Raw genomic sequence first — 21194 nt, 5'->3', positions numbered from 1 at the left:
CGACCGGTCAGCGGGCTTCGACCGTCACCTTCCCGTTGGCTGTCGCCGCGGTGATGGAGCGGCGGGAAGAGGAGTCGCTCGGGACCGACCCGCTGTCACTCTCGCCGTTGGTCGCGCGGGCGTCCACCCGGTAGGTCACCCCGTCCGCCGGCAGCCCCACCGTGATCGCACCGTTGGTGCTCCGGGCCTCGGCCGACGTCGACGGGTCGAGAAAGTCGAGTTTGACGCAGGGAGTGCCGTAGCCGACGAGGCTACCCGGCACGGGAACGCCTATCCTTGGTCAAGATGATTACCCGACGAATCGCCGCCCTGCGCCTGGATATCCCGATCGAAATGGCGCAGCGCCACGAACTGCCCTCCCGGATGTCGGAGGCTGAACTGGCCGAGATCGAGCGCAACCCGCCGGCGTGGCTCGTGCAGTCTCGGGCCAACCGCACCGGCAAGAAGCCGGTCTGGGTGGAACTACGTTGTGATGTCTGCGGGTTCTCCGAAGCCGCGCGTCCCAAGAAGTGGTGGCCCGCCTTCACCTATCTGACCTGTGACTACCACGGATCCGAGGAACTCCCAGATGCCGCCGCCGGCCTCAGTCGCACCGAGGTCGACGGCATCGGCAACGCATTCATCGGCATCGTCGACGAGGCATCGTAGGTGAGTGTGAGTCCTGGTCGTCTCCGGTCTCGAACCAATTCGACGGAGATTTTAGGTCAAACTCCCGTTTTTTAGCCCACGGGCGCTGTTTAGAGCAGAATCTCCGTCGAATTCGTTCGGGATGAAGTTGTCGCAGAGCCCCGGACTCGACCGACAAGGATCTTGCGGCGCACGTTCGTCCCAAGTGGCAGCGATCAGGCCAACCCGGACTATACCCCCATAGGTATACGGGGCATAACTCCGAGCGTACACCTCCCGCGGTGTGTCCCGGCACCCGACAGGTGTCGGTCCGTCGGCGCCGGGTGGAGTAATTTGGCGGTAGCCGCCTGAGACCGGAGGACTTCTGCCATGCTGCGCACACTGGGCATTTTGATCGCCCGTCACCGGTTCACCTCTCTGCTGCTCTGGGCGCTCACGATCGCCGCGTGCGTGGCGACGGCACTGATCGGGGTGACGGGGGAGAACCTTTTCCAGCGGCTCTCCAGCGCCGGACCCACCGTTGAAGGCGAGGCCAGCCAGGCAGCCAATCTGCTGCAGGGCACCGAGGGCGCAGACACGGAATCTCTCTCTCTGCTGATCCACGACGTCGACCTGTCCGCCCCGGACCTGGGCCTGATCCTCACCGCGGCCACGACCGACCTGTTGGAAGTCGACGGGGTAAAAGAGGTCATCAACCCGCTCGCCATCCCACCGCTCCCTGACGGCTCGCCGAACCCGGCTGCGATGCCTCTCCTGGTGCCCGACGGCACCGGACTGTTGCTGAACGCCCAGATGGTGGCACCAGACGGTGACCTCAGTGATGACCTGCTGGGCGAGGTGGAAGAACGGCTCGGCGTGGCGGCCGACGAGGTCCGGCAGCTTGAGCCGGACGCCACCGTGGAAGTCGGCGGAACCCCGCTCCTGGTGGAATCCCTGGTGGCGGTCGCCGAGGCCGACCTGCAGAAGGGCGAGCTGATCGCGTTGCCGATCGCCCTCCTTGTGATGCTGGTCATCTTCGGCGGATTCCTGGCGGCCGGCATCCCGCTGATCGGGGCGTTGGCGTCGATCGCCGGCGCTCTCGGGGCCCTCTTCGGCTTCAGCTACCTGATGGAAATCGACACCACGGTGCTCAACGTCATCACCGTGATCGGGCTGGGGCTCTCCATCGACTACGGGCTCCTGATCGTCAGCCGGTTCCGCGAGGAGTTCCGGGCACTCGTGGAGCGGGCCGGCGACAGCGAAACGCGTACGGAACGTCACGAGCTGATGCTGCAGGCCGTGGGCATCACGGCGGACACGGCCGGCCGCACGGTGCTCTACTCCGGTCTGACCTTCGCCATCGCCACGGTGGGCCTGCTGGTCTTCGAACCGACGATTATCCGTGCCATCGCCATCGGCGCGGTCTCCGTGGTGCTGATCGCCATCCTGACGGCGCTCGTTCTTGTGCCGGCTCTGCTCGGGTACTTCGGCGAACGGCTGCTGAAGCCGGGCCTGCTGACCCGCATCCCCGGCCTCGGTCCCCTCCTGACCCGTTTCGGCGACGTCGCCCCCCGGGAGGGCGTCTTCTCCCGGCTGACTCGCCGCGTGCAACGGGCGCCCGTGCTCGTGGCGCTCGGGGGCATCGCCGTGCTCCTCCTGCTCGGCAGCCCCGCACTAAACATCAACGTGTCCAGCGGCGGCGCCGACGCCATCCCGAAGGCCTCGACCCAGTACGGGTTCGTCACGGCGCTGAACGACCACTTCCCCCTCGCCACGGCCCCGCTGGTGCAGCTCGTCTCGGACACCGATGAGGCGTCCGCCGCGGCCTGGGCCGAGGAGGTGGCGACGCTGCCGAACGTCACCGGCACGACACCACCGGCCCTGGTGAACGGGCATTGGGTGTCGCGCGTCGGCGTCGACCAGAACGCGGGCCCGGCCGTTGTGCGGGAGATCCGGGACTACCGGCCCGACTTCGACCACTGGGTCGGCGGCACGGATGCCGCGTCGGTCGACTATGTCGACTCATTGGTCGCCAGCGCGCCCTGGGCTGCCCTGATCATCGCCGGGGCCACGTTCCTGCTGCTCTTCCTGATGACCGGTTCCGTGGTCATCCCGCTCACCGCCCTCGTGATCAGCGTCATCTCGCTCGGCGCCTCCGTGGGCATCCTGGTCTGGGGTTTCCAGGAGGGAAATCTCGCAGGCCTGCTCGATTTCGATGCCGATACGATCGCCGGGGTGGACCCTCTGGTTCTGACCCTCGTGCTCACCTTCGGCTTCGGCCTGGCCATGGACTACGAGATGTTCCTGCTCGCCCGGATCAAGGAGCACTACGAGGCGGGTGAGGCCACGCGGCTCGCTATCGAGACGGGTCTGCAGAGCTCGGGCCGGATCATCTCCTCCGCGGCCCTGATCATCGTGATCGTGTTCGCCGGGTTCGCGACCGGCAATCTGCTGCAGATGAAACAGATCGGCGTCGCCCTCGCCGTGGCCGTGCTGCTGGACGCGACCCTCGTGCGCACCATCGTGGTTCCCGCTGTGATGACCTCGCTCGAGAAGGGCCTCTGGTGGGCGCCGAGGTGGTTGCATCCGATCTACGCCCGCTTCGGGATGCGGGAGTAGGGCGGCGGCTACACCGAGGTCGGCTCGTCCAGGTCGTCGTGGTGGATCCGGTCGGCCAGGCTGCCCAACGGCTCTCCGGTGCCGCCCCACTGCTCGGCGATGATCTCCGCGGCGATGGACACGGCCGTCTCTTCCGGGGTTCGGGAGCCGAGATCCAGCCCGATGGGGCTGTGCAACCTTGCCAGCTCCGCCTCGCCCACACCTGCCTCGCGGAGCCGGGTCAGTCGGTCCTCGTGAGTGCGCCGAGACCCCATCGCACCGATGTAGGCGAACGGGCCGCGGGTCAGGGCCACCTTGAGGAGCGGCACGTCGAATTTCGGGTCGTGGGTGAGCACGCAGACCACGGTGCGCTCATCCACGAGCCCGGCCGCGACCTGCTCGGCCAGGTAGCGGTGCGGCCAGCCGACGATGACCTCGTCGGCCTCCGGGAACCGGGCCGGCGTGGCGAAGACCTCGCGGGCATCGCAGACGGTGACACGGTAGCCGAGGAAGGAAGCCAGCCGGGCCAGGGCGGCCGCGAAATCGATGGCGCCGAACACCAGCATCCGTGGGCGCGGGGCGTAGCTGTTGACGAAGACCCGCATGCCCTCACCGCGTCGTTCACCGTCGGGACAGTAGGTGAGGGTGCGGTTGCGTCCGGCGGCCAGCAGCCCGCGAGCATCGTCGCCGATAGCCCGGTTCGCCCGTTCGGAGCCCAGATCGCCGTCGAAGCCGTGCGGCCGGATGATCAGGTGTCGGCCCAGACGGCTGGGATCGGGGTGCGCGATCACGGTCGCGACCCCTACCGGGGCCGATCCGGTGATGTCCTGCTCCACAGCGGCCAGCTCCGGGAAGCTCACCTGGCTGACTGGCTCGACGAAGACGTCGAGGATGCCGCCGCAAGTCAGACCAACGGAGAAGGCGTCGTCGTCGCTGATGCCGTAGCGCACCAGCACCGGCCGCCCATCCTCGATCACCTGGGTCGCGAGGTCGTAGACGGCACTTTCGACACAGCCGCCGGAGACCGAGCCGACCACCTCCCCGTCGGCGGTGACCAGCATCGACGCGCCGGCCGGCCGGGGGGCGGACTGGAAGGTGCGCACGACGGTGGCCAGGCCGGCAATGCCGCCGGCCTGCCATCCCGTCAGCAGCGGGTTCAGAACCTCACGCACAGGTGGTGACCCTTCCGGTTTCGCTCATCCGGGTCTACCGACCGCCGGCGCGGCGGCCGATCCAATAGGCGACAAACGCCACCGCTGCGATCACGCCGAGTAGCCTGGGCAGGCTGCTGAGCTGATCCATCACGATGCCCTTGGCCAGATCGAGGGCGTTCAGGCTGGTCTCGGCGGGCGGCTGCGGCGCCCGGGAGGTAGGCGCCGTCGTGATGAGGGGCCGGGCCGGCGGTGCGGCGGGCGGAGCCGTCGCGGTTCCCGTCCCACTGACCGTCTCGGCGGTCTTCCCGGTCGTGGCCCCGGCAGCAGGCACCGCCGGTTCCGGAGCCGGACCCGTGACCATGGCCTGCAGGTTCTCGGCGAAGAGGGCCATCATCTGGTCCGTGACGCTGCCGATGATGCTGCGCCCCGTCGCGGCCACCTTGCCGGAAAGCGCCACCTCGGCACTGACCGTGCCCTGGGTCTCGCCCTCCGCCTCGACGAGGGTGAGGGTGGCCGTACCCTGCGCCGTGCCCTGGCCGCGGGTCTCCTGAGCGCGCCCCTCGAACACGGCGCGGTGCGCGGTCGCATCGCGTTCGAGAACGGTCATCTGACTTCTGTACTGAATGGTCACCGGACCCAGTTTCACTTTCATTCCGACCTGATAGGCGTCATCCGAAAGCTTGTTCAGCACCTGTGCCCCCGGAACGCAGCCGGCGACACGTTCGAAGTCCATCAGAGTCTTCCACACCTCGTCGATCGGTGCGACGACGGAGAACGTGCTGTTGATGTGCATCAACGGGTCCTCGTATTCTCGTGTGGGTACGAACGGTCGGTGCGAATCGCCGCCGTAACTTCTGCCAGGGCCGCATAGCTGTGCCCGCTGACGAACGCGTCGACAAAGGGCAACGCGGCCGCCATGCCGCCCACCACCGGCTGGTAGTGCAAAGCGATCTTCCTGGGGTTGACCCAGATGATGCGGTAGGCCAGGCGCCGCAGGCGGGCCATCTGGGTGTGCACAGATTCCGGGTCGTCCAGCGCCCACCCATCCGAGATGATCACGACGACGGCCCCGCGGGCGAGGCCACGTCGACCCCAGGCATCCGTGAAATGGCGGATGCTTTCTGCCAGCCTGGTGCCGCCTGCCCAGTCCTGGGTGCTGGCGGCAGCCCGTGCCAGAGCCTGGTCCGGGTCGCGCGCCGCGAGCTGACGGGTCAGCCGGGTTAATCCGGTCGAGAAGATGAAGGCCTCGGCCCCCGCGACCGCGCCCTGCAGGAGCGACAGGAAAACCCGCGTGTACGGCTCCATCGACCCGGACACATCGCACAGCAGGATCAAACGGCGCAGTCGCGTGCGCCGGCGCCGGTAGACCAGGCGCACCGGTTCCCCGCCGCTGTGCTGCGCCGCCCTGACCGTGCGGCGCAGGTCCAGCCTCGGGGCGCTCCGGGAGCTCTTCCAGGTGCGGCTGCTGACGCATTCCGGCGTGGCGAGGGCGATCCGGCGCACCAGGCGACGCATCTGGGCGACCTCGTCCGGAGCCAGGACCGACGGCTGAAGCAGCGGCGCCTGGTCCGCCGCGATCGCGCAGCACAAAGTCCAGTTCGAAGAGCTTGTTGATGACGATCAGCCACTCGGGTCTGGCCAGACGGAGCTCCATCATCGGCTGACGACTGTGCCCGCCCGCGATGACCTGGGACTCCGGACCATGGCGCTCGAGTCGGGTGATCGCATCGTCGACCGTGCTGGCGCGCACATGGTCGAGAGAAGCTGGAATCGTGTCACATAGCGCTCCGGGGCCGCCGGGTTGTCAACGCGAATCGGGACGCCTCCGGGCCGCCGGGGAGTCGGCCGCCGGGAGCGACCGTCCCGCAGCGGAGAACGTCGAGGGTTCAGTGGCGGTCCCGCAACGGGAAAGGCCCCGGCGACGAATCGCCGGGGCCTCATGCACTGTCTCAACCAGCGCCCGTCCGTTCACAGCAGAACCATGACCGGAAGTCTGTACTCAGCATACAGGCACGGTGATCGGTGCCGGGGGATGGTCAGGTTCGGGTCGGCGGCCGGAGTCGTCCCCGGGCCCGAGGGCCCCGGAGCGCAGCCCCAGCTCGTGTTCGGCGACGGTGCGCACGAGACCGCGCAGCCGCTGTGCATGGCCGTAGCGCACGATGGCGTGCGCGTTCAGCCCGTCGATGATCGCCAAAAGCTGCCAGGCGACGGCGTCCGGGTCGATCGCCCGAAATTCGCCGCGCGCGCAGCCGGTGTGCAGCAGGACGGCCAGGAACGCCTGCCAGGCGTCCATCTGAACGCCCACCTCCACGGCGAGCGCAGGGTGGCGTCGGCCGAGGCTCCAGGCGTCGAGCCAGACCGCGGTCACGGTGCTGCGTTCGGGTCCGAGCAGAGTGTCGATCAGCGTCTGCAGGGCCGCCACGGCTGTCTCGCAGGGCGCCAGCTCCTCCGCCACCTCGCCGATCTCGGCGGCCACGATCGCCCCGAAAGTGGAAGCCACCAGGGAGTCCATGCTCGGTTGGTAGTGACTGACCAGGGCCGGGGTCACCCCGATCCGGGAGGCGACCGCACGCAGTGTGAGGGCCGACAAGCCCTCGTCAAGGGCGATCTCCCGGGCGGCGCGGGCGATTTCCGCCGCCCGCTCGATCGGTGCTTTGCGCCGCGATGCGCTCGGATCGGTTGACATGAAACCTGAGTCTATATATCTTTAGCCAACGGTTATTGATCAAGTGATCAATTATTCCGCAGGGAGGTCTCGTCATGCTCGTGATCAACGCGCCCGGCATCGCCGAACCGCTGACCCGCACGTCGGGCGAGGCCCGGCCGCCGCTCCGGGTTGGGCTCGTGCAGCACCGCTGGCACGTCGACGAAAACACGCTGCGCGCGGAGCTGGCCGAGGGCATCCGTCTGGCCTCCGATCAGGGTGCCCGCGTCGCCTTCCTGCCCGAGCTGACGCTGCGCAAATACCCCGGCAACGCACGGGCACAGGGTGTGCCGAAGCTGACGGCCGAGGACCTGCTGACCGGACCGACCTTCGCCTTCGCGGCTGAGCAGGCCAAATTGCACGGCGTCGTCGTGCACGCCTCCCTCTACGAGAGACCGGACGCAGAGGATGCACCGGAGGACCCGCGTGGTTACAACACGGCCATCCTGGTCTCGCCGACCGGTCGGCTGCTCGGTCGCACGCGCAAACTGCACATCCCGGTCACCGAGGGCTACTACGAGGACACCTGGTTCCGACCGGGCCCAGCCGAGGACGCGTATCCCGTCTACGCGCCGGAGGAACTGGGCGGTGCCCGGATCGGGCTGCCCACCTGCTGGGACGAATGGTTCCCCGAGGTGTCGCGGCTGTACGGCCTCGGTGGCGCCCAGCTGCTGGTCTACCCCACGGCGATCGGCTCGGAGCCCGGCTTCCCCGCGTTCGACACCCAACCGCTCTGGCGGCAGGTGATCGTGGCCAACGGGATCACCAGCGGCCTCTTCATGGTGGTGCCCAATCGCCACGGCGACGAGGGCGACCTGACCTTTTACGGCTCCTCTTTCATCTCTGACCCCTACGGTCGTGTGCTCGTGCAGGCTCCCCGTGACGAGTCCGCGGTGCTGGTTGCCGACCTCGACCTGGCACAACGGGAGGAGTGGCTCACGCTGTTTCCCTTCCTGGCCACCCGACGGCCGGACAGCTATGCGGGGCTGACCACGCCGGTCGACCCGGCTCATCCGTTCGGTGCGATGGTGACGTCGGGGGATTCGTGACCTGGCTGATGCCGGCGGAGACCGCGCCGCAGGACCGGGTCTGGATGGCATTCCCGGTGGACGGCTACACGCTCGGCACGGATGCGTATTCCGCCGACGAGGCGCGCGGCACCTGGACCGCGGTTGCCCACGCGGTCCTCGAATTCGAACCCGTCACCATGGTCGTCGACCCGGCCGAGGTGGCGACCGCTCGGCGGTACCTCTCCGCGGAGATCGAAATCATCGAGGCACCACTTGACGACGCCTGGATGCGCGACATCGGCCCGTCCTTCGTGCTGGGTGATGACGGGCAGCTGGGGGCGGTGGACTGGGCATTCAACGGTTGGGGTGCCCAGGATTGGGCGCGCTGGGGCAAAGACATGGAGGTAGGCAGGCTCGTCACCGCCGCCTCTGGCGCGAGTGCGATCTCCTCGGTGCTCGTGAACGAGGGCGGTGGCATTCACGTCGACGGCGCGGGAACGGTGCTGGCCACGCAGACCGTTCAACTGGATCCGGGCCGGAACCCCTACGTCGACCGGGCGAGGATCGAGGCCGAGTTCGCCCGTACCCTCGGCGCCACCCGCCTGGTCTGGCTGCCGCGCGGCCTGAGCCGGGACCAGCAGCGCTACGGAACCCGCGGCCATGTCGATATGGTGGCCGCCCTCCCGTCGCCCGGAACGGTGTTGATACACGCGCAGAACGACCCGGCCCACCCGGACTATGCCGTGACCAGGCAGCTCCGCGCCGTTCTCGCCGAGGAGACGGATGCGGCGGGCCGGCCGTTCACCATCGTCGACCTGCCGGCACCGGCCGCACTCACGGACGAGGACGGCTTCGTGGACTACAACTACGTCAACCACCTCGTCGTCAACGGCGGCGTGATCGCCTGCGGCTTCGGCGAGGAACGGGCCGACCAGGTCGCCCGGGAGATCCTGGCCGCGGCTTATCCGGGCCGAACGGTCGTGTCGGTCGAGGCGCGGCCGTTGTTCGCGCGCGGCGGCGGCATCCACTGCATCACCCAGCAGCAGCCATCGGCCGGGTAGTACGCCGCGCCACGCTTGCTGCCGCAAGGTGAACGTTCAGGGGACTGTGGCACGATTGACAGGTTGGCCGCCGGGAATTCGGCTAGTCGGCGCCACCAGGACGCCGCATGCAGCACGATCTGAATCGAGTCAGTTTGAAGTTCATCGTTGGGGAAACCCTCGTCTATCCGCACCACGGTGCGGTCACCCTTACCGAGCTCTCCACCATAACGCTGAAGGGCGTCGCCCAGCCGGCGATGACGCTGCGCGTGCATTCGTCGCAGCTCACAATCCAACTTCCCATCGCGAATGCGGGGCTTGTTGGAGTGCGTGACGTCATCGATGCCGCTGGGCTGGAAGAGGTCTACAAGGTTCTACGCGAGCCGTTCACGGAGGAAGCAACGAACTGGAGCCGCCGGTTCAAAGCGAATCAAGAGAAGATGGCGAGTGACAGCGTGACGCGCGTCGCCGAAGTCGTCCGGGACCTGTGGCGCCGCGAACAGGACGGCGGCGTGTCCGCCGGTGAGAAGCGGATGCTCGCCAAGTCCCGTCAACTCCTCGAGTCTGAGCTGGCGCTGGCGCTCGGCACATCGCCGGAAGACACCGTCCTGGCTTTGGACGAGGTTCTCTCCGGAGCCCTCACCGAAGCGGTCTAGCCCCGCGCGGCGGTTCGACGCCCAAGCGATCCACCGACACGACGACGTGTCGGATGCCTTCCACGAGTGGGTGCTCGGGCCGTCGATGATTTACCTCCGCCCGTGCTTTCCGCGACCCGGTACATCCCTGACGAGGTGCAGGAGAACTAATACCGGCTCCTGGCCGAGAAATTGCGGCCGAAGTCCGTCGACCGACTCCTCGAAGTCGGATGCGGATGCGGCTGCGGCTCTTGGCCTGCCTGAGGGGAACGAGCGGTTCGCGCGGTCATGGATGGCTCTCCGAATGTGTCTTACGCCCGTTGTCCAGATAGCCACCGAGGAGTATCTTCCGCAAAGGTGGGGCGGGACGCTGGCTCACCCGATGCCAGGCGGGTCGTCCCTTGTTGAGAGGATTACTCATGAAACGCATGGTACTGGGGTGCGTTGTCGCACTCGTACTTGTTTTCGTCGGCGCCACTTCGGCTCAGGCTGGCGAGACCAGTGGCAATGGCAGTCCGGTCCCGGGCGCAACGAACGCGAGTTCGGCGTGCGCCTATTCGGGCCGGGACCTCCCCGATGCTGAGGAAAACCAGCCGCCCCAATTCAACGACGACTTCGTCACGGACGGGCGCGTGCAGAGCTACGGGCGGTTCGTCAGCCACGGCTTCAAGGATCTGGTGCCCAGCCCGGGCGAAGCCTGCCGCGGCAACGTGACGTTTGAGGAATAGGCTGCCTAGCCGCGACCTCGGGCAACTGCGAGCACAGCCCCTACGATCTTCCCTTGGGCGCTGACCTCTGGCCGCGACGCGGCCGGTCAGATGGCCATCATGATCGTGAGGGCTTCGCGGTTGCCCCCGTCACGGTTGGCGACGGGGGATGCGTCGAGGTTCACCGTGCGGTCGAAGACCCTCCGGGATCGACGGTCCCGTCGAGGATCGCCGGCATGAGGTGTGCGATCTAGGCGCGCACGGGAGAGGGCCCGATGACCGGTTGACAGTAGGTGGCATCAACCAGTCCTTCAGTGGCGCTCGCCTGCGGGGAAAGCGGGCGGCGCCGAGCATGTCGGCGGTGAGGCTGCCGCCGGCGGACCTCCGATACGGGGTGATGGCGAGGAGACTGCGTTCCGGCCGGAGACACGTTCGACCATAAAAAAATAGGCCGCGCAACCGGTATCGGTTGTCGCGACCTATTTCCAAATGACGAGTCGGAATGATCCGAATCTAATTTTTGTGCCCGAGGGGGGACTTGAACCCCCACGCCCATAAGGGCACTAGCACCTCAAGCTAGCGCGTCTGCCATTCCGCCACCCGGGCCGAGTGTTCCAGCGGCCGTTCCCGGCCGCCGAATAAGTAATCTAGCACGGATTTCGAGGCCCTCCAGCCGCGCCCACCGTCGCCCGCCGGCGGCGAGGCCCGGTAGCGTGACACGCATGCTTTCCTTTGCTGACAACACACCGGCCGACGCTGCACTGGACCTCACGGCCACGATCGCTCGCGACCTCATCCGTTTCGACACGACCAACTATGGCGAGGGCCGTTCGAACGGCGAAACGGATGCCGCCGAGTACGTCGAGGCGAACCTGCGGTCTCTCGGCCTCGCCCCGCAGCTGTTCGATTCAGAACCGGGCCGCACGAGTGTCGTCGTGCGCGTTCCGGGTCGTGACAGCAGCCGCGGGGCGCTGGTGGTCCACGGCCACCTCGACGTCGTTCCCGCTGACCCGGAGGCCTGGTCGGTGGACCCGTTCGCCGGCGTGATCAAGGACGGCCTCCTGTGGGGCCGCGGAGCCGTTGACATGAAGAACATGGACGCCATGATGCTCGCGTCGCTCCAAAACATCCTCGGCTCCGGCCAGGAACCGGCCCGTGAACTGATCGTGGCGTTCTTCGCCGACGAGGAGGCCGGGGGAGTGCTCGGCTCGCACTACCTCGTCGACACCCGTCCGGAGCTCTTCCAGGGCGCCACCGAGGCCATCAGCGAGGTCGGGGGCTACTCGATCACGCTCGGCGGTCAGCGTGCCTACCTGCTCCAGACGGGCGAGAAGGCGCTGATCTGGATCAAGCTTGTGGCGCGGGGCGAGGCGGCCCACGGGTCCCGGCTGATCCGTAGCAACGCCGTGACCCGGCTCGCCGAGGCTGTCGCCAAGGTCGGCCGACGCGAGTGGCCGATCCGTCTGACCGAGACCACCACCCAGCTGTTGGCGGAGCTGGCACGGGTGCTCGACGTCGACCCCCAACGTGTTGGTCCCGACGAGCTGGCCCTCGCCACTGGCACGGCTTCGGGCTTCATCCAAGCGAGCCTGCGCACCACGACCAATCCCACCGTTCTGCACGCCGGGTACAAGCACAACGTCATCCCGGACCGGGCAGAGGCGCTCATCGACATCCGCACCCTGCCCGGCGACGAGGATTCCGTACTCGCCGAAGTGGCCGCGCTGGTCGGCCCCGACATCGAGATCGTGGTCATGCACCGCGACATCGGTCTCGAAACAGAATTCGGCGGGCCCCTCGTCGACGCGGTCGTCGAGACCCTTGGCCGACACGATCCGGGCGCTCCGGTGCTGCCCTACCTGCTCTCCGCCGGCACGGACAACAAGGCCCTCAGCACCCTCGGGATCAAGGGTTACGGTTTTGCCCCGCTCAAGCTCCCCGCCGACCTCGATTTCCCGGCGATGTTCCACGGGGTCGACGAACGGGTGCCTCTCGACGCGTTAGTGTTTGGCAGGCAGGTCCTGACCGACCTGCTCTCGAACTACTGAACAGCAAAAGGGCATTTCGTGAACTTCATCGACGCACTCATCCTGGGACTCGTGCAGGGACTCACCGAATTCCTTCCGGTCTCCTCCAGCGCCCACATCCGTATCGTCGGGGAATTCCTAGGAACCGGAGGTGACCCGGGAGCCCGCTTCACCGCGATCATCCAGATCGGTACCGAGGCTGCCGTGGTGATCTACTTCTGGCGCGATATCGTGCGCATCATCGGGCAGTGGTCCAAGTCCCTCGTCGGCAAGGTTCCGCGCGCCGACCCGGACGCGCGGATGGGCTGGCTGATCATCCTCGGATCGCTGCCCATCGTGGCGCTCGGCCTGCTCTTCCAGGACCAGATCGAGTCCTCGCTCCGCAACCTGTGGATTACCGCCAGCGTGCTGATCGGCTTCGGCCTCCTGCTCGGCATCGCCGACTACGTCGGGGCCAAGCGCCGCCGGCTGGGCGACCTCACCGTGCCCCATGGCATCGTCTATGGCTTCGCCCAAGCCCTCGCGTTGATCCCCGGCGTATCCCGCTCGGGAGGCACGATCACCGCCGGCCTGTTCATGGGGTACGAGCGCGCCGCCGCCGCCCGCTACGCTTTCCTGCTCGCCATCCCGGCCGTTCTCGGCAGCGGGCTGTTCCAGGTGTACAAATCGATCGTCAAGCCGTGCCTGGAGGGTGCGACAAACTGCACCCCGGAGATTTTCGGCCCGTGGGACACCCTGGCGGCCACGGTCATCGGCTTCGTCGTCGCCCTGTTCGTGATCAAGTTCTTCATGAGCTATATCTCCAGACGTAGCTTCCTGCCGTTCGTGATCTACCGCATCGTGCTCGGCCTTGTGCTGATCGGCCTGCTGGTGACGAACACCATCTCCGCCTAGTTAGGCTGGGAGGATGCGTGCCTGGCGACGACCCGAAATTCCGCAACTCCCCGGTCAGTCCGGCGCACCCTGGCTGCACGATACCGCCACCGCGGCCCTGATCGAGGCCAAACCCACTGACGTCGCCCGGCTGTACGTGTGTGGGATCACCCCCTACGACGCCACGCACCTCGGCCATGCGGCCACCTACCTGGCCTTCGACACTCTGCAGCGGGTCTGGCTGGACGGCGGCTATCGGGTGCACTACGCCCAGAACGTGACGGATGTCGACGACCCGCTCCTCGAGCGAGCCGCCGCCACCGGCGTCGACTGGGAGGTTCTCGCCGAGTCGCAGGTGAACCTCTTCCGCACCGACATGGAGGCACTGGGGATCATCCCGCCGAACGACTATGTCGCCGTCACCGAGGTCATCGACGAGATTGCGGATGCCGTGGCCCAGCTCTGGGATGCCGGCCTCGCGTACCCGGTCCCCGTGGACGCGGCCGCCGTAGGCGCGCCCGAGCCGACGGCGGCCGCCGGTTCCGACATCTACTTCGACATTGAGGCCGCGCAGCGCGCGACCTCGTGGACGCTCGGCGACGAGAGCAATCTCGACGCCGAGGCCATGCTCACCCTGTTCTCCGAACGCGGGGGAGACCCGGCCCGTCCCGGCAAGCGGGACGTCCTCGACCCGCTGCTCTGGCGCTCGGCCCGCCCCGGGGAACCGTCCTGGGCGTCGCGCGTCGGCGCCGGCCGTCCGGGCTGGCACATTGAGTGTTCGGTCATCGCACTGAAGGAACTCGGCACGGACTTCACGGTGCAGGGCGGCGGCAGCGATCTGATCTTCCCGCACCACGACATGAGTGCGGGGCACGCGGCCGCCCTATCCGGGCATCCGCTGGCCGGCGTCTACAGCCACACCGGCATGGTGGCCTATCAGGGCGAGAAGATGAGCAAGTCGCTCGGAAATCTGGTGCTCGTGTCCAAACTGCGCACCGCGGGAACCGACCCGCGAGCAATCCGCCTGGCCCTGCTCGACCAGCACTACCGCGCCGATTGGGAGTGGACGAACGCGCACCTTCGGGCGGCGGTGGCCCGCCTCGCGACCTGGACCGCCGCCTTCGGGACAGCGGGCACGGCCGGAACCCTCGACACGCACGCGGTCATCGAACGGATGCGGGCCGCCCTCGCCGCCGACCTCGACACCCCGAGCGCGCTGGCGGTCGTGGATGCCGCCGCAGCCGACTCCGACAGAGTCGACGATCCGGCACTGCTGGCCCGCGCGGTCGACGCGCTGCTCGGCGTGGCTCTTTAGGGCTGGCGGGGCGAGTCGGTCGGCGGGCGCCCCTCGCCGGGGCCGTCCCGGCCATCGCCGCGCTTGCGCAGGTATTTCTCGAATTCTTGGGCGATCGCTTCGCCGCTGGCCTCCGGGGAATCGACCGTGTCGCGAGCCTGTTCGAGCTGCCCGATATAGGCCGCCATCTCGTCGTCCTCGGCCGCCAGCGTGTCGATGCCGCTTTGCCATTCATCGGCCTCGCTCACCAGGTCGCCGCGCGGGATGACGACATCGATGATCTCCTCAAGCTTGTCGATCAGTGCCAGCATCGCCTTCGGCGACGGCGCATTGTGCACGTAGTGGGGGACGGACGCCCAGATCGACAGGGTCGGAATGCCGACCTCCTCCGCGGCGATCGCGAGCACGCTCAGGATGCCGACGGGGCCTTCGTAGGTGCTGCGCTCAACCTGAAGTTCGGCTCGTACCTGCGGGTTGTCGCTGGAGACGAAGATGGAGATAGGCCGGGTGTGAGGAACGTCGGCCAGCATCGCCCCGAGGAAGACGATGCCGCCGACATCCGCGGCGAGGGCGGCGTCGAGAATCTCTGCGGCGAATCCCTTCCAGCTGCGGGACGGTTCCGTTCCAAGGAGCAGATAGATGTTTCCGGCGTTCGTGCCGCTGACGCGCAGCTGGGCGTCGTCGGCCAGGGGAGCCCCGGCCTTGGCGGGGGTCGTCGGTCCGTAGAGTACCGCACCCGGCCACTCCAGTTTGCGCCGGCCGTCTTCGCCGCCGGCCGAAATGGTGGGCCGGTTGAACTGATAGTCGAAGTAGATCTCTGGGTCGATCTCCGCGACCGGGGATACATCCAGCAGATCCTTCAGGGTGCCCACGGCGCCGGTCGCCGCCTCGCCGGCGTCGTTCCAACCCTCGAACGCCACCACCAGGAGGCGACCGTTGAGGAACCCATTAGCCTCTGTCACTGTCCGAAACCTCTTTCGACGGGGTGCCCCGCACGGCGCACCATCCATCAAGGATAGGCGGTGCCCCCTACACTTGAACTCCGTGAACGCGATCCGAATCAATTCCCCCCTGCCTGCGGCCGTGCTCTGGGACATGGACGGCACCATCGTGGACTCCGAGCCGTACTGGATGCGGGCCGAGACGGAACTGGTCGAGTCCTTCGGCGGCGTCTGGTCCCACAGCGACGCCATGCTGCTGGTCGGCTCCGGCCTCGAGGGTTCCGCGGTCATCCTGCAGGATCGGGGCGTCGATCTGGCCGGCGACGCCATCGTGCACCGGCTCACCAGCCGTGTCCAGGAACTCCTGAGAACCTGCGGTGCCCCATGGCGGCCCGGCGCGCTCGAGCTGCTCGCCGAGCTCAAGACCGCCGGCGTCCCCATGGCGCTGGTCACCATGTCACAGCAGCGGATGGCACGACAGATCGCCGAACTTGTCGGATTCACCGCCTTCGACACCATTATCGCCGGCGATATGGTCACGAACAGCAAGCCGCATCCAGAGGCGTACCTGACGGCTGCCGGGCTGCTCGGCGTCGACCCCGAGCACTGCATCGCGGTCGAGGACTCCATTCCGGGCATCGCGGCCGCCGTGGCATCCGGGGCCGTCGTCGTCGGCGTCCCGCACATGGTCTCCCTGCCCGAGAGTGCGCACTACGAGCTCTGGCCGACCCTCGCCGGTCGCACTCTGCACGGTTTCACCTCGCTGTACACCGCCCGTCGCGGATCCCTCGGCCGCAAGCCGGCCCCGACCGACCCACACTGACCCGAGAGCAAGGACGTAACGCACGCATGAGCGACAATCAGGTCATCCAAAACAGTGGACCCTTCCGGATCGGCGACCGGGTACAGCTGACCGGACCCAAGAACAAACTGAACACGATCACCCTGGAACCAGGCAAGGTCTTCCACACCCACCGGGGAATCCTGGCGCACGATGACGTCATCGGTGTCCCGGACGGCTCGGTCGTCACGAACAACGTCGGCGTGGAGCACCTCGCCTTGCGGCCGTTGCTGAACGACTTCGTGATGTCGATGCCGCGAGGCGCTGCCATCATCTATCCCAAGGACGCCGCCCAGATCATCGCGCAGGCCGATATCTTCCCGGGGGCGACTGTGGTGGAGGCCGGCGTCGGTTCCGGCGCCCTGTCGCTCTGGCTGCTGCGCGCCATCGGCCCCGCCGGGAGGCTGGCCTCATTCGAACGCCGCAGCGAGTTCGCGGATGTCGCCCGTGACAATATCGCGACCTTTCTCGGGTCTGATCCCGCCAACTGGAGCATCACGCTCGGCGACCTCGCCGATACCCTCCCCGACACGATGCCGGCCCAGAGCGTGGACCGGGTCGTGCTCGACATGCTCGCGCCCTGGGAGTGCCTGCGCTCTGTTTCGGACGCGCTCAAGCCAGGCGGAGTGCTGCTCTGCTACGTGGCCACGGTGACCCAACTCTCGCGGGTGGCCGAGGCCATTCGTGCGACCGCTTTCTACACGAACCCGGACTCGAACGAGACCATGGTTCGCGGGTGGCACGTCGAGGGTCTCGCCGTGCGGCCCGATCACCGGATGATCGGGCACACGGGTTTCCTGATCACGGCCCGCCGTCTCGCCCCGGACACGATTCTTCCCGAATTGAAGCGCCGTCCGTCGAAGACCGACTTCTCCGATGCCGATGTGGAGGCCTGGACGCCGGGCGCCCTCGGCGAACGCAGTGTCAGCTCGAAGGTCATGCGCAAGCGCGTGCGGATGGCCGAGACAGGCGCGGCCATCTCGAAGGCTCGCGGGCTCGACGCGGGCGAACCCGACGACCTCGCACCCAACGCCCGTTAGGATTGTTTCGGCCTGTCATCCGGCCCCGAATTTGCCCCTGTCCCGCATAATCACCTGCCCCACACTGAAATGAGATCCCGTGCGTAGAGCTCCTGCACTCATCGCTTCCGCTGGCCTGCTGGTCGCGGTCCTCACCGGCTGCAGCACCCCCGTGGACGCCGCAGACTGCCAGGCGCCGGTCACGAAGGGGGCAGCGTCGAAGCTCGTGTCGGTGTCGGGCGAATTCGGCTCCGCGCCGACGGTGGACTTCCCGACCCCGTTGAAGACGGACTCCACCCAGGCCAGTGAGATCATCGCCGGCACGGGTGCCGGTCTCGTCCCGGATCAGCTGGTCAAGCTCGACCTCAGCCTCTACAACGGTACGACGGGTGCGTTGATCAGCGCGGGCGAGTACGACGGGGTTAACCAGGCCAGCATCGTCCTGGACGACGAACAGTCGCTCCCGGGCCTGGCGATGGGCCTGGAGTGCGCCCAGGTCGGATCCCGGCTGGCTCTCATCGTCTCCCCGGACGACGGGCTCGGTCCGGCCGGCGGAGACCCCAACAGTGGCATCGGCGCCGACGACTCGCTGGTCTTCGTGATCGACGTCGTGCGAGCCAACCTGCTCCGGGCCAACGGCGCCAACCAGTCGGTCGCGAGCGGGCTTCCGTCCGTTGTCCTTGCGACTGATGGAACCCCCGGCCTCACCATTCCGTCGAGTGAGCCGCCGACCGAGCTGCAGATCGGCGTCCTCAAGAAGGGCGATGGCGAGCAGGTCGCGGAAGGCGACACTGCGACCCTGCACTACACGGGCGTGCTCTGGAACGAGAACACGGTCTTCGATTCCAGCTGGCAGACCGGGAAACCGGCCGAGTTCCTGATCGTGGACGGTTCGAAGACCGAGGGCGGGCTGATCCCCGGGTTCGCCCAGGCCATCATCGGGCAGACTGTCGGTTCGCAGGTCATCGCCGTCATCCCGGCCGATCAGGCTTATGGTGATGAGGCCTCGCAGAAGATCCCCGCAGGCTCAACGCTCGTGTTCGTCGTCGATATCCTCGGCGTGAACTAAGTCTCGGCCTGCAAGCGGCGGATAGACTCGCAGCGTGCCGTCCACCATTGAAAAGAACAGCCGTGTTTCGGTAGAAGAACGCCTGTTCAGCCTGGTACTTGCGCTTATCGCAACGGAAGTCGGGTTGACCAAGGCCGATATTCTGTCCACCGTGCAGGGGTACCGCCAGCGCTATCTCCCCGGCGGAGACAACGCGAGCCTGGAGCGGCAGTTCGAACGAGACAAAGACGACATCCGCGAACTGGGCATTCCGCTCGAGGTGGTTGAGCCGCCGGACGATCCCGGGAGCAACCACCATTTGCGCTACCGCATCCCCAAGGGACTCTACGAGCTTCCGGTGGACGTGACTTTCAGTCCGGACGAGCTCATGTTGCTGAAGCTTGCCGCGACGGTCTGGCGGGAGGGCTCCCTGTCTGCGGAGTCCAGGCGTGCGATGACTAAACTGCATGCGCTGGGCATCGACTCGAGCGATCCCGTGCTCGGTTACTCGCCGTCCCTGCGCGTGCGGGAGGCGTCCTTCGAACCGCTCAGCAAGGCAATGGATCGCGGTCAGGTTGTGGCATTCCTCTATCTGAAGCCCGGCGAGGCGGCGGCGCACCGCCGTCAGGTCGAGCCCCGCGCCATGGTGTTGCACGACGGACGATGGCACCTGTTCGGCACCGACCAGGATGCTGCGGCAACCCGCACGTACCTGCTCTCCCGGATCGTGGGCCCGGTGGTGACGGTCCCCGGAGCCTCGTTCGTGGCGCACGGTGACGGTCAGGGGCAGGAAGCGCTCAGCGAGCTCGAGGCGCTGTGGACCGCCAACATCGCCGTGATCGCCGCCCGGCCGGGCAGCGATGCCGCGGTGAGACTGTCGAAACGAGTCGCCCCGGGAGAGATTCGAACGAACGCGGACGCATCCGCTCTCCACCTGAACTTCACCGATCTCAACGTGTTCGCCGACGAGCTCGCCGGCTACGGCCCGGAGGTTCTGGTGCACTCGCCCGCGGCCCTGCGCACGGCGGTCCGGTCCCGCCTGATCACCGTGCGGGATGCCCACACCGATTTCGATCTGAATGCGCACCCGGATACCACGACGGCGGCCGACGAATGAACGGCGGTCCGGCACTCGGAGCATCCGACAAGCTGACCTTCCTCCTGGCGTTGGTTCCCTTCCTGATGGACCATGACCGCATCAGCGTGACCGACGTCGCCGCGCACTTCGGGGTGTCGCCTGACCGGGTGCGGGACGCGGTCAATCTCATCGCGGTTTCCGGCATCCCCGGGGAAACCCGCCAGTACCTGCACGGCGACCTGTTCGATATCCATTGGGACGAGTTCGAAACGAACGACCTCATCGTGCTCACCCACCTCGTGGCCATCGACGACTCGCCGCGCTTCTCCGCCCGAGAAGCCGCCGCGCTGATCGCCGGCCTTCAATACCTGTCGTCGCTACCGGAGAATGCCGACGTCGACGCGATCGCGTCGCTGATGGCGAAACTCACCCGCAGCGCCTCAGCGGCTCCCAGCCAAGTTGCCGTCTCCGGCACGGATGCCCGCAGCAGCATTGCGGTCGTGCAAGCCGCGGTCCGCGGCGGAGTACAGATCGAGTTCGACTACCTGAATGCCCGCGGCGAGAATGAACTGCGCCGGGTCGACCCGTGGCGCATCCAGTCTGTGGACCGGGACTGGTACCTGCGCGGCTGGTGCCACCTCCGCGAAGCGGCCCGCACCTTTCGCCTCGACCGAATGAGCGATCTGCACGTGACCGACGTGCCGACCAACCCCCGGTCCGCCGATGCTGTGCCGACCGAGACCCTCTTCGAGGGCTCCGCGTCCGACCAGGATGTGACGGTTGAACTCCCGACGTCTGCCGTTCCGCTGCTCGCAGACTACGCACCATACGGCGCCCCCGGCGCACACGGGGACCGCGTGCGGAGGACACTCAAAGTGGCTCACTATCACGGCCTCAAACGCCTCGTCACCGGCCTCGCCGGAGTCGTGGAAGTGGTTGACCCGGCCGAGGCGCGCGCGGTCGTGCGCGAGTGGGCGGCCGCCGGCGTGGCCCGCTACGACGAGTCCGAACCGACAGACGCGGGGGAGTAGATGATGCCGTGGTGGTCGTGGGCACTGATCTGGATCGGCCTGGTGCTCGGCCTGCTCGCGATGCTGGCCTGGTTCGGATTCGCCCTGTTCAAGAAGGTCATGGCCACACTGGAGGCCCTTCAAGAACTCGGCGATCTTGTCGCTGACGTCACCCGGGGACAGGAGATGCCGCCGTCGGACCGGTTCCAACCGGCCGTCTTCACAAAGCCCGCCGACCTCTACCGCGCTCTCGAACTGGTTCAGCGTGACCGGGCGCAACGTCGACAGCGGCGGCGGGATTCCTTGATCGCCAGAGGTAAACTGTTTATAACTCGCCCATTGACCCAGAGGACAGATACTGATGCTTAACAACCTGACCGGATGGCACTTCCTGATCATCCTCGTCATCGTTCTGCTTCTGTTCGGTGCGCCCAAGCTTCCCGGCCTCGCCCGCAGCCTCGGGCAGTCCATGAAGATTTTCAAGAACGAGATCAAGAGCGATAAAGAAGACGCCGAAACCACTGGCAGCGCTGACGACTCTTCGAAGGCCGCCGGCACAGCCGATCCGACGACGAAATCGTAAGTCCCGTGGCGGGGCGAATCCCTCGG

22 protein-coding genes and 1 tRNA gene are annotated in these 21194 nt (G+C 67.2%); 16 read left to right on the top strand and 7 right to left on the bottom strand.

Going from position 1 to position 21194, the window contains the following annotated elements:
- Positions 1-7: 7 nt before the first annotated feature.
- A complete protein-coding gene (locus tag E3O47_RS03760; RefSeq protein ID WP_134419539.1) occupies positions 8-262 on the bottom strand; it encodes a hypothetical protein in 255 nt (84 codons plus the stop codon).
- 23 nt (positions 263-285) lie between these two features.
- On the opposite strand from E3O47_RS03760, the gene E3O47_RS03755 reads away from it, so the two are divergent.
- Together E3O47_RS03755 and E3O47_RS03750 are read left to right on the top strand one after the other, a co-directional pair.
- Positions 286-648 (top strand): hypothetical protein, encoded by a 363-nt coding sequence (locus E3O47_RS03755; protein WP_134401631.1) that lies wholly within the window; start codon positions 286-288, stop codon positions 646-648.
- Positions 649-996: 348 nt separating this feature from the next.
- Entirely contained in the window at positions 997-3225 is a 2229-nt protein-coding gene (locus E3O47_RS03750) for an MMPL family transporter (protein WP_134419537.1), read from the top strand.
- 8 nt (positions 3226-3233) lie between these two features.
- Here E3O47_RS03750 and E3O47_RS03745 read toward each other — a convergent pair whose 3' ends face one another.
- The 4 genes from E3O47_RS03745 to E3O47_RS03725 all read right to left on the bottom strand — a co-directional run bounded on the left by E3O47_RS03745 (position 3234) and on the right by E3O47_RS03725 (position 7044).
- Complete coding sequence (locus E3O47_RS03745; RefSeq protein ID WP_134419535.1) at positions 3234-4376, bottom strand: XdhC/CoxI family protein; 1143 nt, start codon at positions 4374-4376, stop codon at positions 3234-3236.
- A 34-nt stretch (positions 4377-4410) separates the two neighbouring features.
- Positions 4411-5151, bottom strand: a complete 741-nt coding sequence (locus E3O47_RS03740) for an SRPBCC family protein (RefSeq protein WP_134419534.1) — start codon at positions 5149-5151, stop codon at positions 4411-4413.
- Positions 5151-5948, bottom strand: coding sequence for a VWA domain-containing protein (locus tag E3O47_RS03735; RefSeq protein ID WP_241986083.1), 798 nt, complete (start codon positions 5946-5948; stop codon positions 5151-5153). Before E3O47_RS03735 ends, E3O47_RS03740 begins: the two co-directional genes overlap by 1 nt.
- 409 nt (positions 5949-6357) lie before the next feature.
- Entirely contained in the window at positions 6358-7044 is a 687-nt protein-coding gene (locus E3O47_RS03725; protein ID WP_134342875.1) for a TetR/AcrR family transcriptional regulator, read from the bottom strand.
- 74 nt (positions 7045-7118) lie between these two features.
- On the opposite strand from E3O47_RS03725, the gene E3O47_RS03720 reads away from it, so the two are divergent.
- The 4 genes from E3O47_RS03720 to E3O47_RS03705 all read left to right on the top strand — a co-directional run bounded on the left by E3O47_RS03720 (position 7119) and on the right by E3O47_RS03705 (position 10475).
- Entirely contained in the window at positions 7119-8111 is a 993-nt protein-coding gene (locus tag E3O47_RS03720; RefSeq protein WP_134419533.1) for a nitrilase-related carbon-nitrogen hydrolase, read from the top strand.
- On the top strand, positions 8108-9133 hold the full coding sequence (locus E3O47_RS03715) for an agmatine deiminase family protein (protein ID WP_104102107.1): 1026 nt from the start codon (positions 8108-8110) through the stop codon (positions 9131-9133). Before E3O47_RS03720 ends, E3O47_RS03715 begins: the two co-directional genes overlap by 4 nt.
- A 134-nt stretch (positions 9134-9267) precedes the next feature.
- Positions 9268-9768 (top strand): CarD family transcriptional regulator, encoded by a 501-nt coding sequence (locus tag E3O47_RS03710; protein WP_104102105.1) that lies wholly within the window; start codon positions 9268-9270, stop codon positions 9766-9768.
- Between the two features lie 398 nt (positions 9769-10166).
- Positions 10167-10475, top strand: a complete 309-nt coding sequence (locus E3O47_RS03705) for a hypothetical protein (RefSeq protein ID WP_134419531.1) — start codon at positions 10167-10169, stop codon at positions 10473-10475.
- A 502-nt stretch (positions 10476-10977) separates the two neighbouring features.
- Here the strand turns inward: E3O47_RS03705 and E3O47_RS03700 are convergent.
- A tRNA-Leu gene (locus E3O47_RS03700) sits at positions 10978-11060 on the bottom strand.
- 116 nt (positions 11061-11176) lie between these two features.
- Between E3O47_RS03700 and E3O47_RS03695 the strand changes: the two genes are divergently transcribed.
- The 3 genes from E3O47_RS03695 to mshC are packed head-to-tail and all read left to right on the top strand — an operon-like array spanning position 11177 to position 14669.
- Positions 11177-12502 (top strand): M20/M25/M40 family metallo-hydrolase, encoded by a 1326-nt coding sequence (locus E3O47_RS03695; protein WP_134419530.1) that lies wholly within the window; start codon positions 11177-11179, stop codon positions 12500-12502.
- Positions 12503-12520: 18 nt separating this feature from the next.
- Complete coding sequence (locus E3O47_RS03690; protein ID WP_134373750.1) at positions 12521-13375, top strand: undecaprenyl-diphosphate phosphatase; 855 nt, start codon at positions 12521-12523, stop codon at positions 13373-13375.
- 13 nt (positions 13376-13388) lie between these two features.
- Positions 13389-14669, top strand: coding sequence for a cysteine--1-D-myo-inosityl 2-amino-2-deoxy-alpha-D-glucopyranoside ligase (gene mshC / locus E3O47_RS03685; RefSeq protein WP_134419529.1), 1281 nt, complete (start codon positions 13389-13391; stop codon positions 14667-14669).
- On the opposite strand, the gene E3O47_RS03680 is transcribed toward mshC, so the two are convergent.
- Positions 14666-15610 carry a PAC2 family protein gene (locus E3O47_RS03680; RefSeq protein WP_241986081.1) on the bottom strand — a complete coding sequence of 315 codons (945 nt, stop codon included), beginning with the start codon at positions 15608-15610 and terminating at the stop codon, positions 14666-14668. The two genes, mshC and E3O47_RS03680, sit on opposite strands and share 4 nt — an antisense overlap.
- Positions 15611-15701: 91 nt before the next feature.
- On the opposite strand from E3O47_RS03680, the gene E3O47_RS03675 reads away from it, so the two are divergent.
- From E3O47_RS03675 to tatA, 7 genes are all read left to right on the top strand, one after another.
- A complete protein-coding gene (locus E3O47_RS03675) occupies positions 15702-16412 on the top strand; it encodes an HAD family phosphatase (protein ID WP_255453077.1) in 711 nt (236 codons plus the stop codon).
- Between the two features lie 26 nt (positions 16413-16438).
- Positions 16439-17470 (top strand): tRNA (adenine-N1)-methyltransferase, encoded by a 1032-nt coding sequence (locus E3O47_RS03670; RefSeq protein WP_134419527.1) that lies wholly within the window; start codon positions 16439-16441, stop codon positions 17468-17470.
- Positions 17471-17549: 79 nt separating this feature from the next.
- Complete coding sequence (locus E3O47_RS03665; RefSeq protein ID WP_104102087.1) at positions 17550-18518, top strand: FKBP-type peptidyl-prolyl cis-trans isomerase; 969 nt, start codon at positions 17550-17552, stop codon at positions 18516-18518.
- Between the two features lie 34 nt (positions 18519-18552).
- On the top strand, positions 18553-19614 hold the full coding sequence (locus E3O47_RS03660; RefSeq protein ID WP_241986079.1) for a WYL domain-containing protein: 1062 nt from the start codon (positions 18553-18555) through the stop codon (positions 19612-19614).
- Positions 19611-20606 (top strand): WYL domain-containing protein, encoded by a 996-nt coding sequence (locus E3O47_RS03655; protein WP_104102085.1) that lies wholly within the window; start codon positions 19611-19613, stop codon positions 20604-20606. Before E3O47_RS03660 ends, E3O47_RS03655 begins: the two co-directional genes overlap by 4 nt.
- Positions 20607-20954 carry a hypothetical protein gene (locus tag E3O47_RS03650; protein ID WP_134419526.1) on the top strand — a complete coding sequence of 116 codons (348 nt, stop codon included), beginning with the start codon at positions 20607-20609 and terminating at the stop codon, positions 20952-20954.
- Positions 20947-21168: a twin-arginine translocase TatA/TatE family subunit gene (gene tatA, locus E3O47_RS16775; protein ID WP_104102079.1), complete on the top strand. Its 222-nt coding sequence runs from the start codon at positions 20947-20949 to the stop codon at positions 21166-21168. The genes E3O47_RS03650 and tatA overlap by 8 nt, the downstream gene beginning before the upstream one ends.
- Positions 21169-21194 lie beyond the last annotated feature (26 nt).

Origin of the sequence: Cryobacterium sp. TMT2-17-1 (assembly GCF_004402765.1) — a bacterium.
In the GTDB taxonomy this organism is placed as follows: Bacteria; Actinomycetota; Actinomycetes; order Actinomycetales; family Microbacteriaceae; genus Cryobacterium; species Cryobacterium sandaracinum.
The sequence above is the reverse complement of the archived record's forward strand: the minus strand, read 5'-3'. Positions and strand labels throughout refer to the sequence as shown.

Bases quoted from the DNA above. Each gene is read 5' to 3' on its own strand.
- E3O47_RS03755 (WP_134401631.1), top strand. From the start codon at position 286: ATGATTACCCGACGAATCGCCGCCCTGCGCCTGGATATCCCGATCGAA.
- E3O47_RS03750 (WP_134419537.1), top strand. From the start codon at position 997: ATGCTGCGCACACTGGGCATTTTGATCGCCCGTCACCGGTTCACCTCT.
- E3O47_RS03740 (WP_134419534.1), bottom strand. From the start codon at position 5,151: ATGCACATCAACAGCACGTTCTCCGTCGTCGCACCGATCGACGAGGTG.
- E3O47_RS03725 (WP_134342875.1), bottom strand. From the start codon at position 7,044: ATGTCAACCGATCCGAGCGCATCGCGGCGCAAAGCACCGATCGAGCGG.
- E3O47_RS03720 (WP_134419533.1), top strand. From the start codon at position 7,119: ATGCTCGTGATCAACGCGCCCGGCATCGCCGAACCGCTGACCCGCACG.
- E3O47_RS03705 (WP_134419531.1), top strand. From the start codon at position 10,167: ATGAAACGCATGGTACTGGGGTGCGTTGTCGCACTCGTACTTGTTTTC.
- E3O47_RS03695 (WP_134419530.1), top strand. From the start codon at position 11,177: ATGCTTTCCTTTGCTGACAACACACCGGCCGACGCTGCACTGGACCTC.
- mshC (WP_134419529.1), top strand. From the start codon at position 13,389: ATGCGTGCCTGGCGACGACCCGAAATTCCGCAACTCCCCGGTCAGTCC.
- E3O47_RS03670 (WP_134419527.1), top strand. From the start codon at position 16,439: ATGAGCGACAATCAGGTCATCCAAAACAGTGGACCCTTCCGGATCGGC.
- E3O47_RS03655 (WP_104102085.1), top strand. From the start codon at position 19,611: ATGAACGGCGGTCCGGCACTCGGAGCATCCGACAAGCTGACCTTCCTC.
- E3O47_RS03650 (WP_134419526.1), top strand. From the start codon at position 20,607: ATGATGCCGTGGTGGTCGTGGGCACTGATCTGGATCGGCCTGGTGCTC.
- tatA (WP_104102079.1), top strand. From the start codon at position 20,947: ATGCTTAACAACCTGACCGGATGGCACTTCCTGATCATCCTCGTCATC.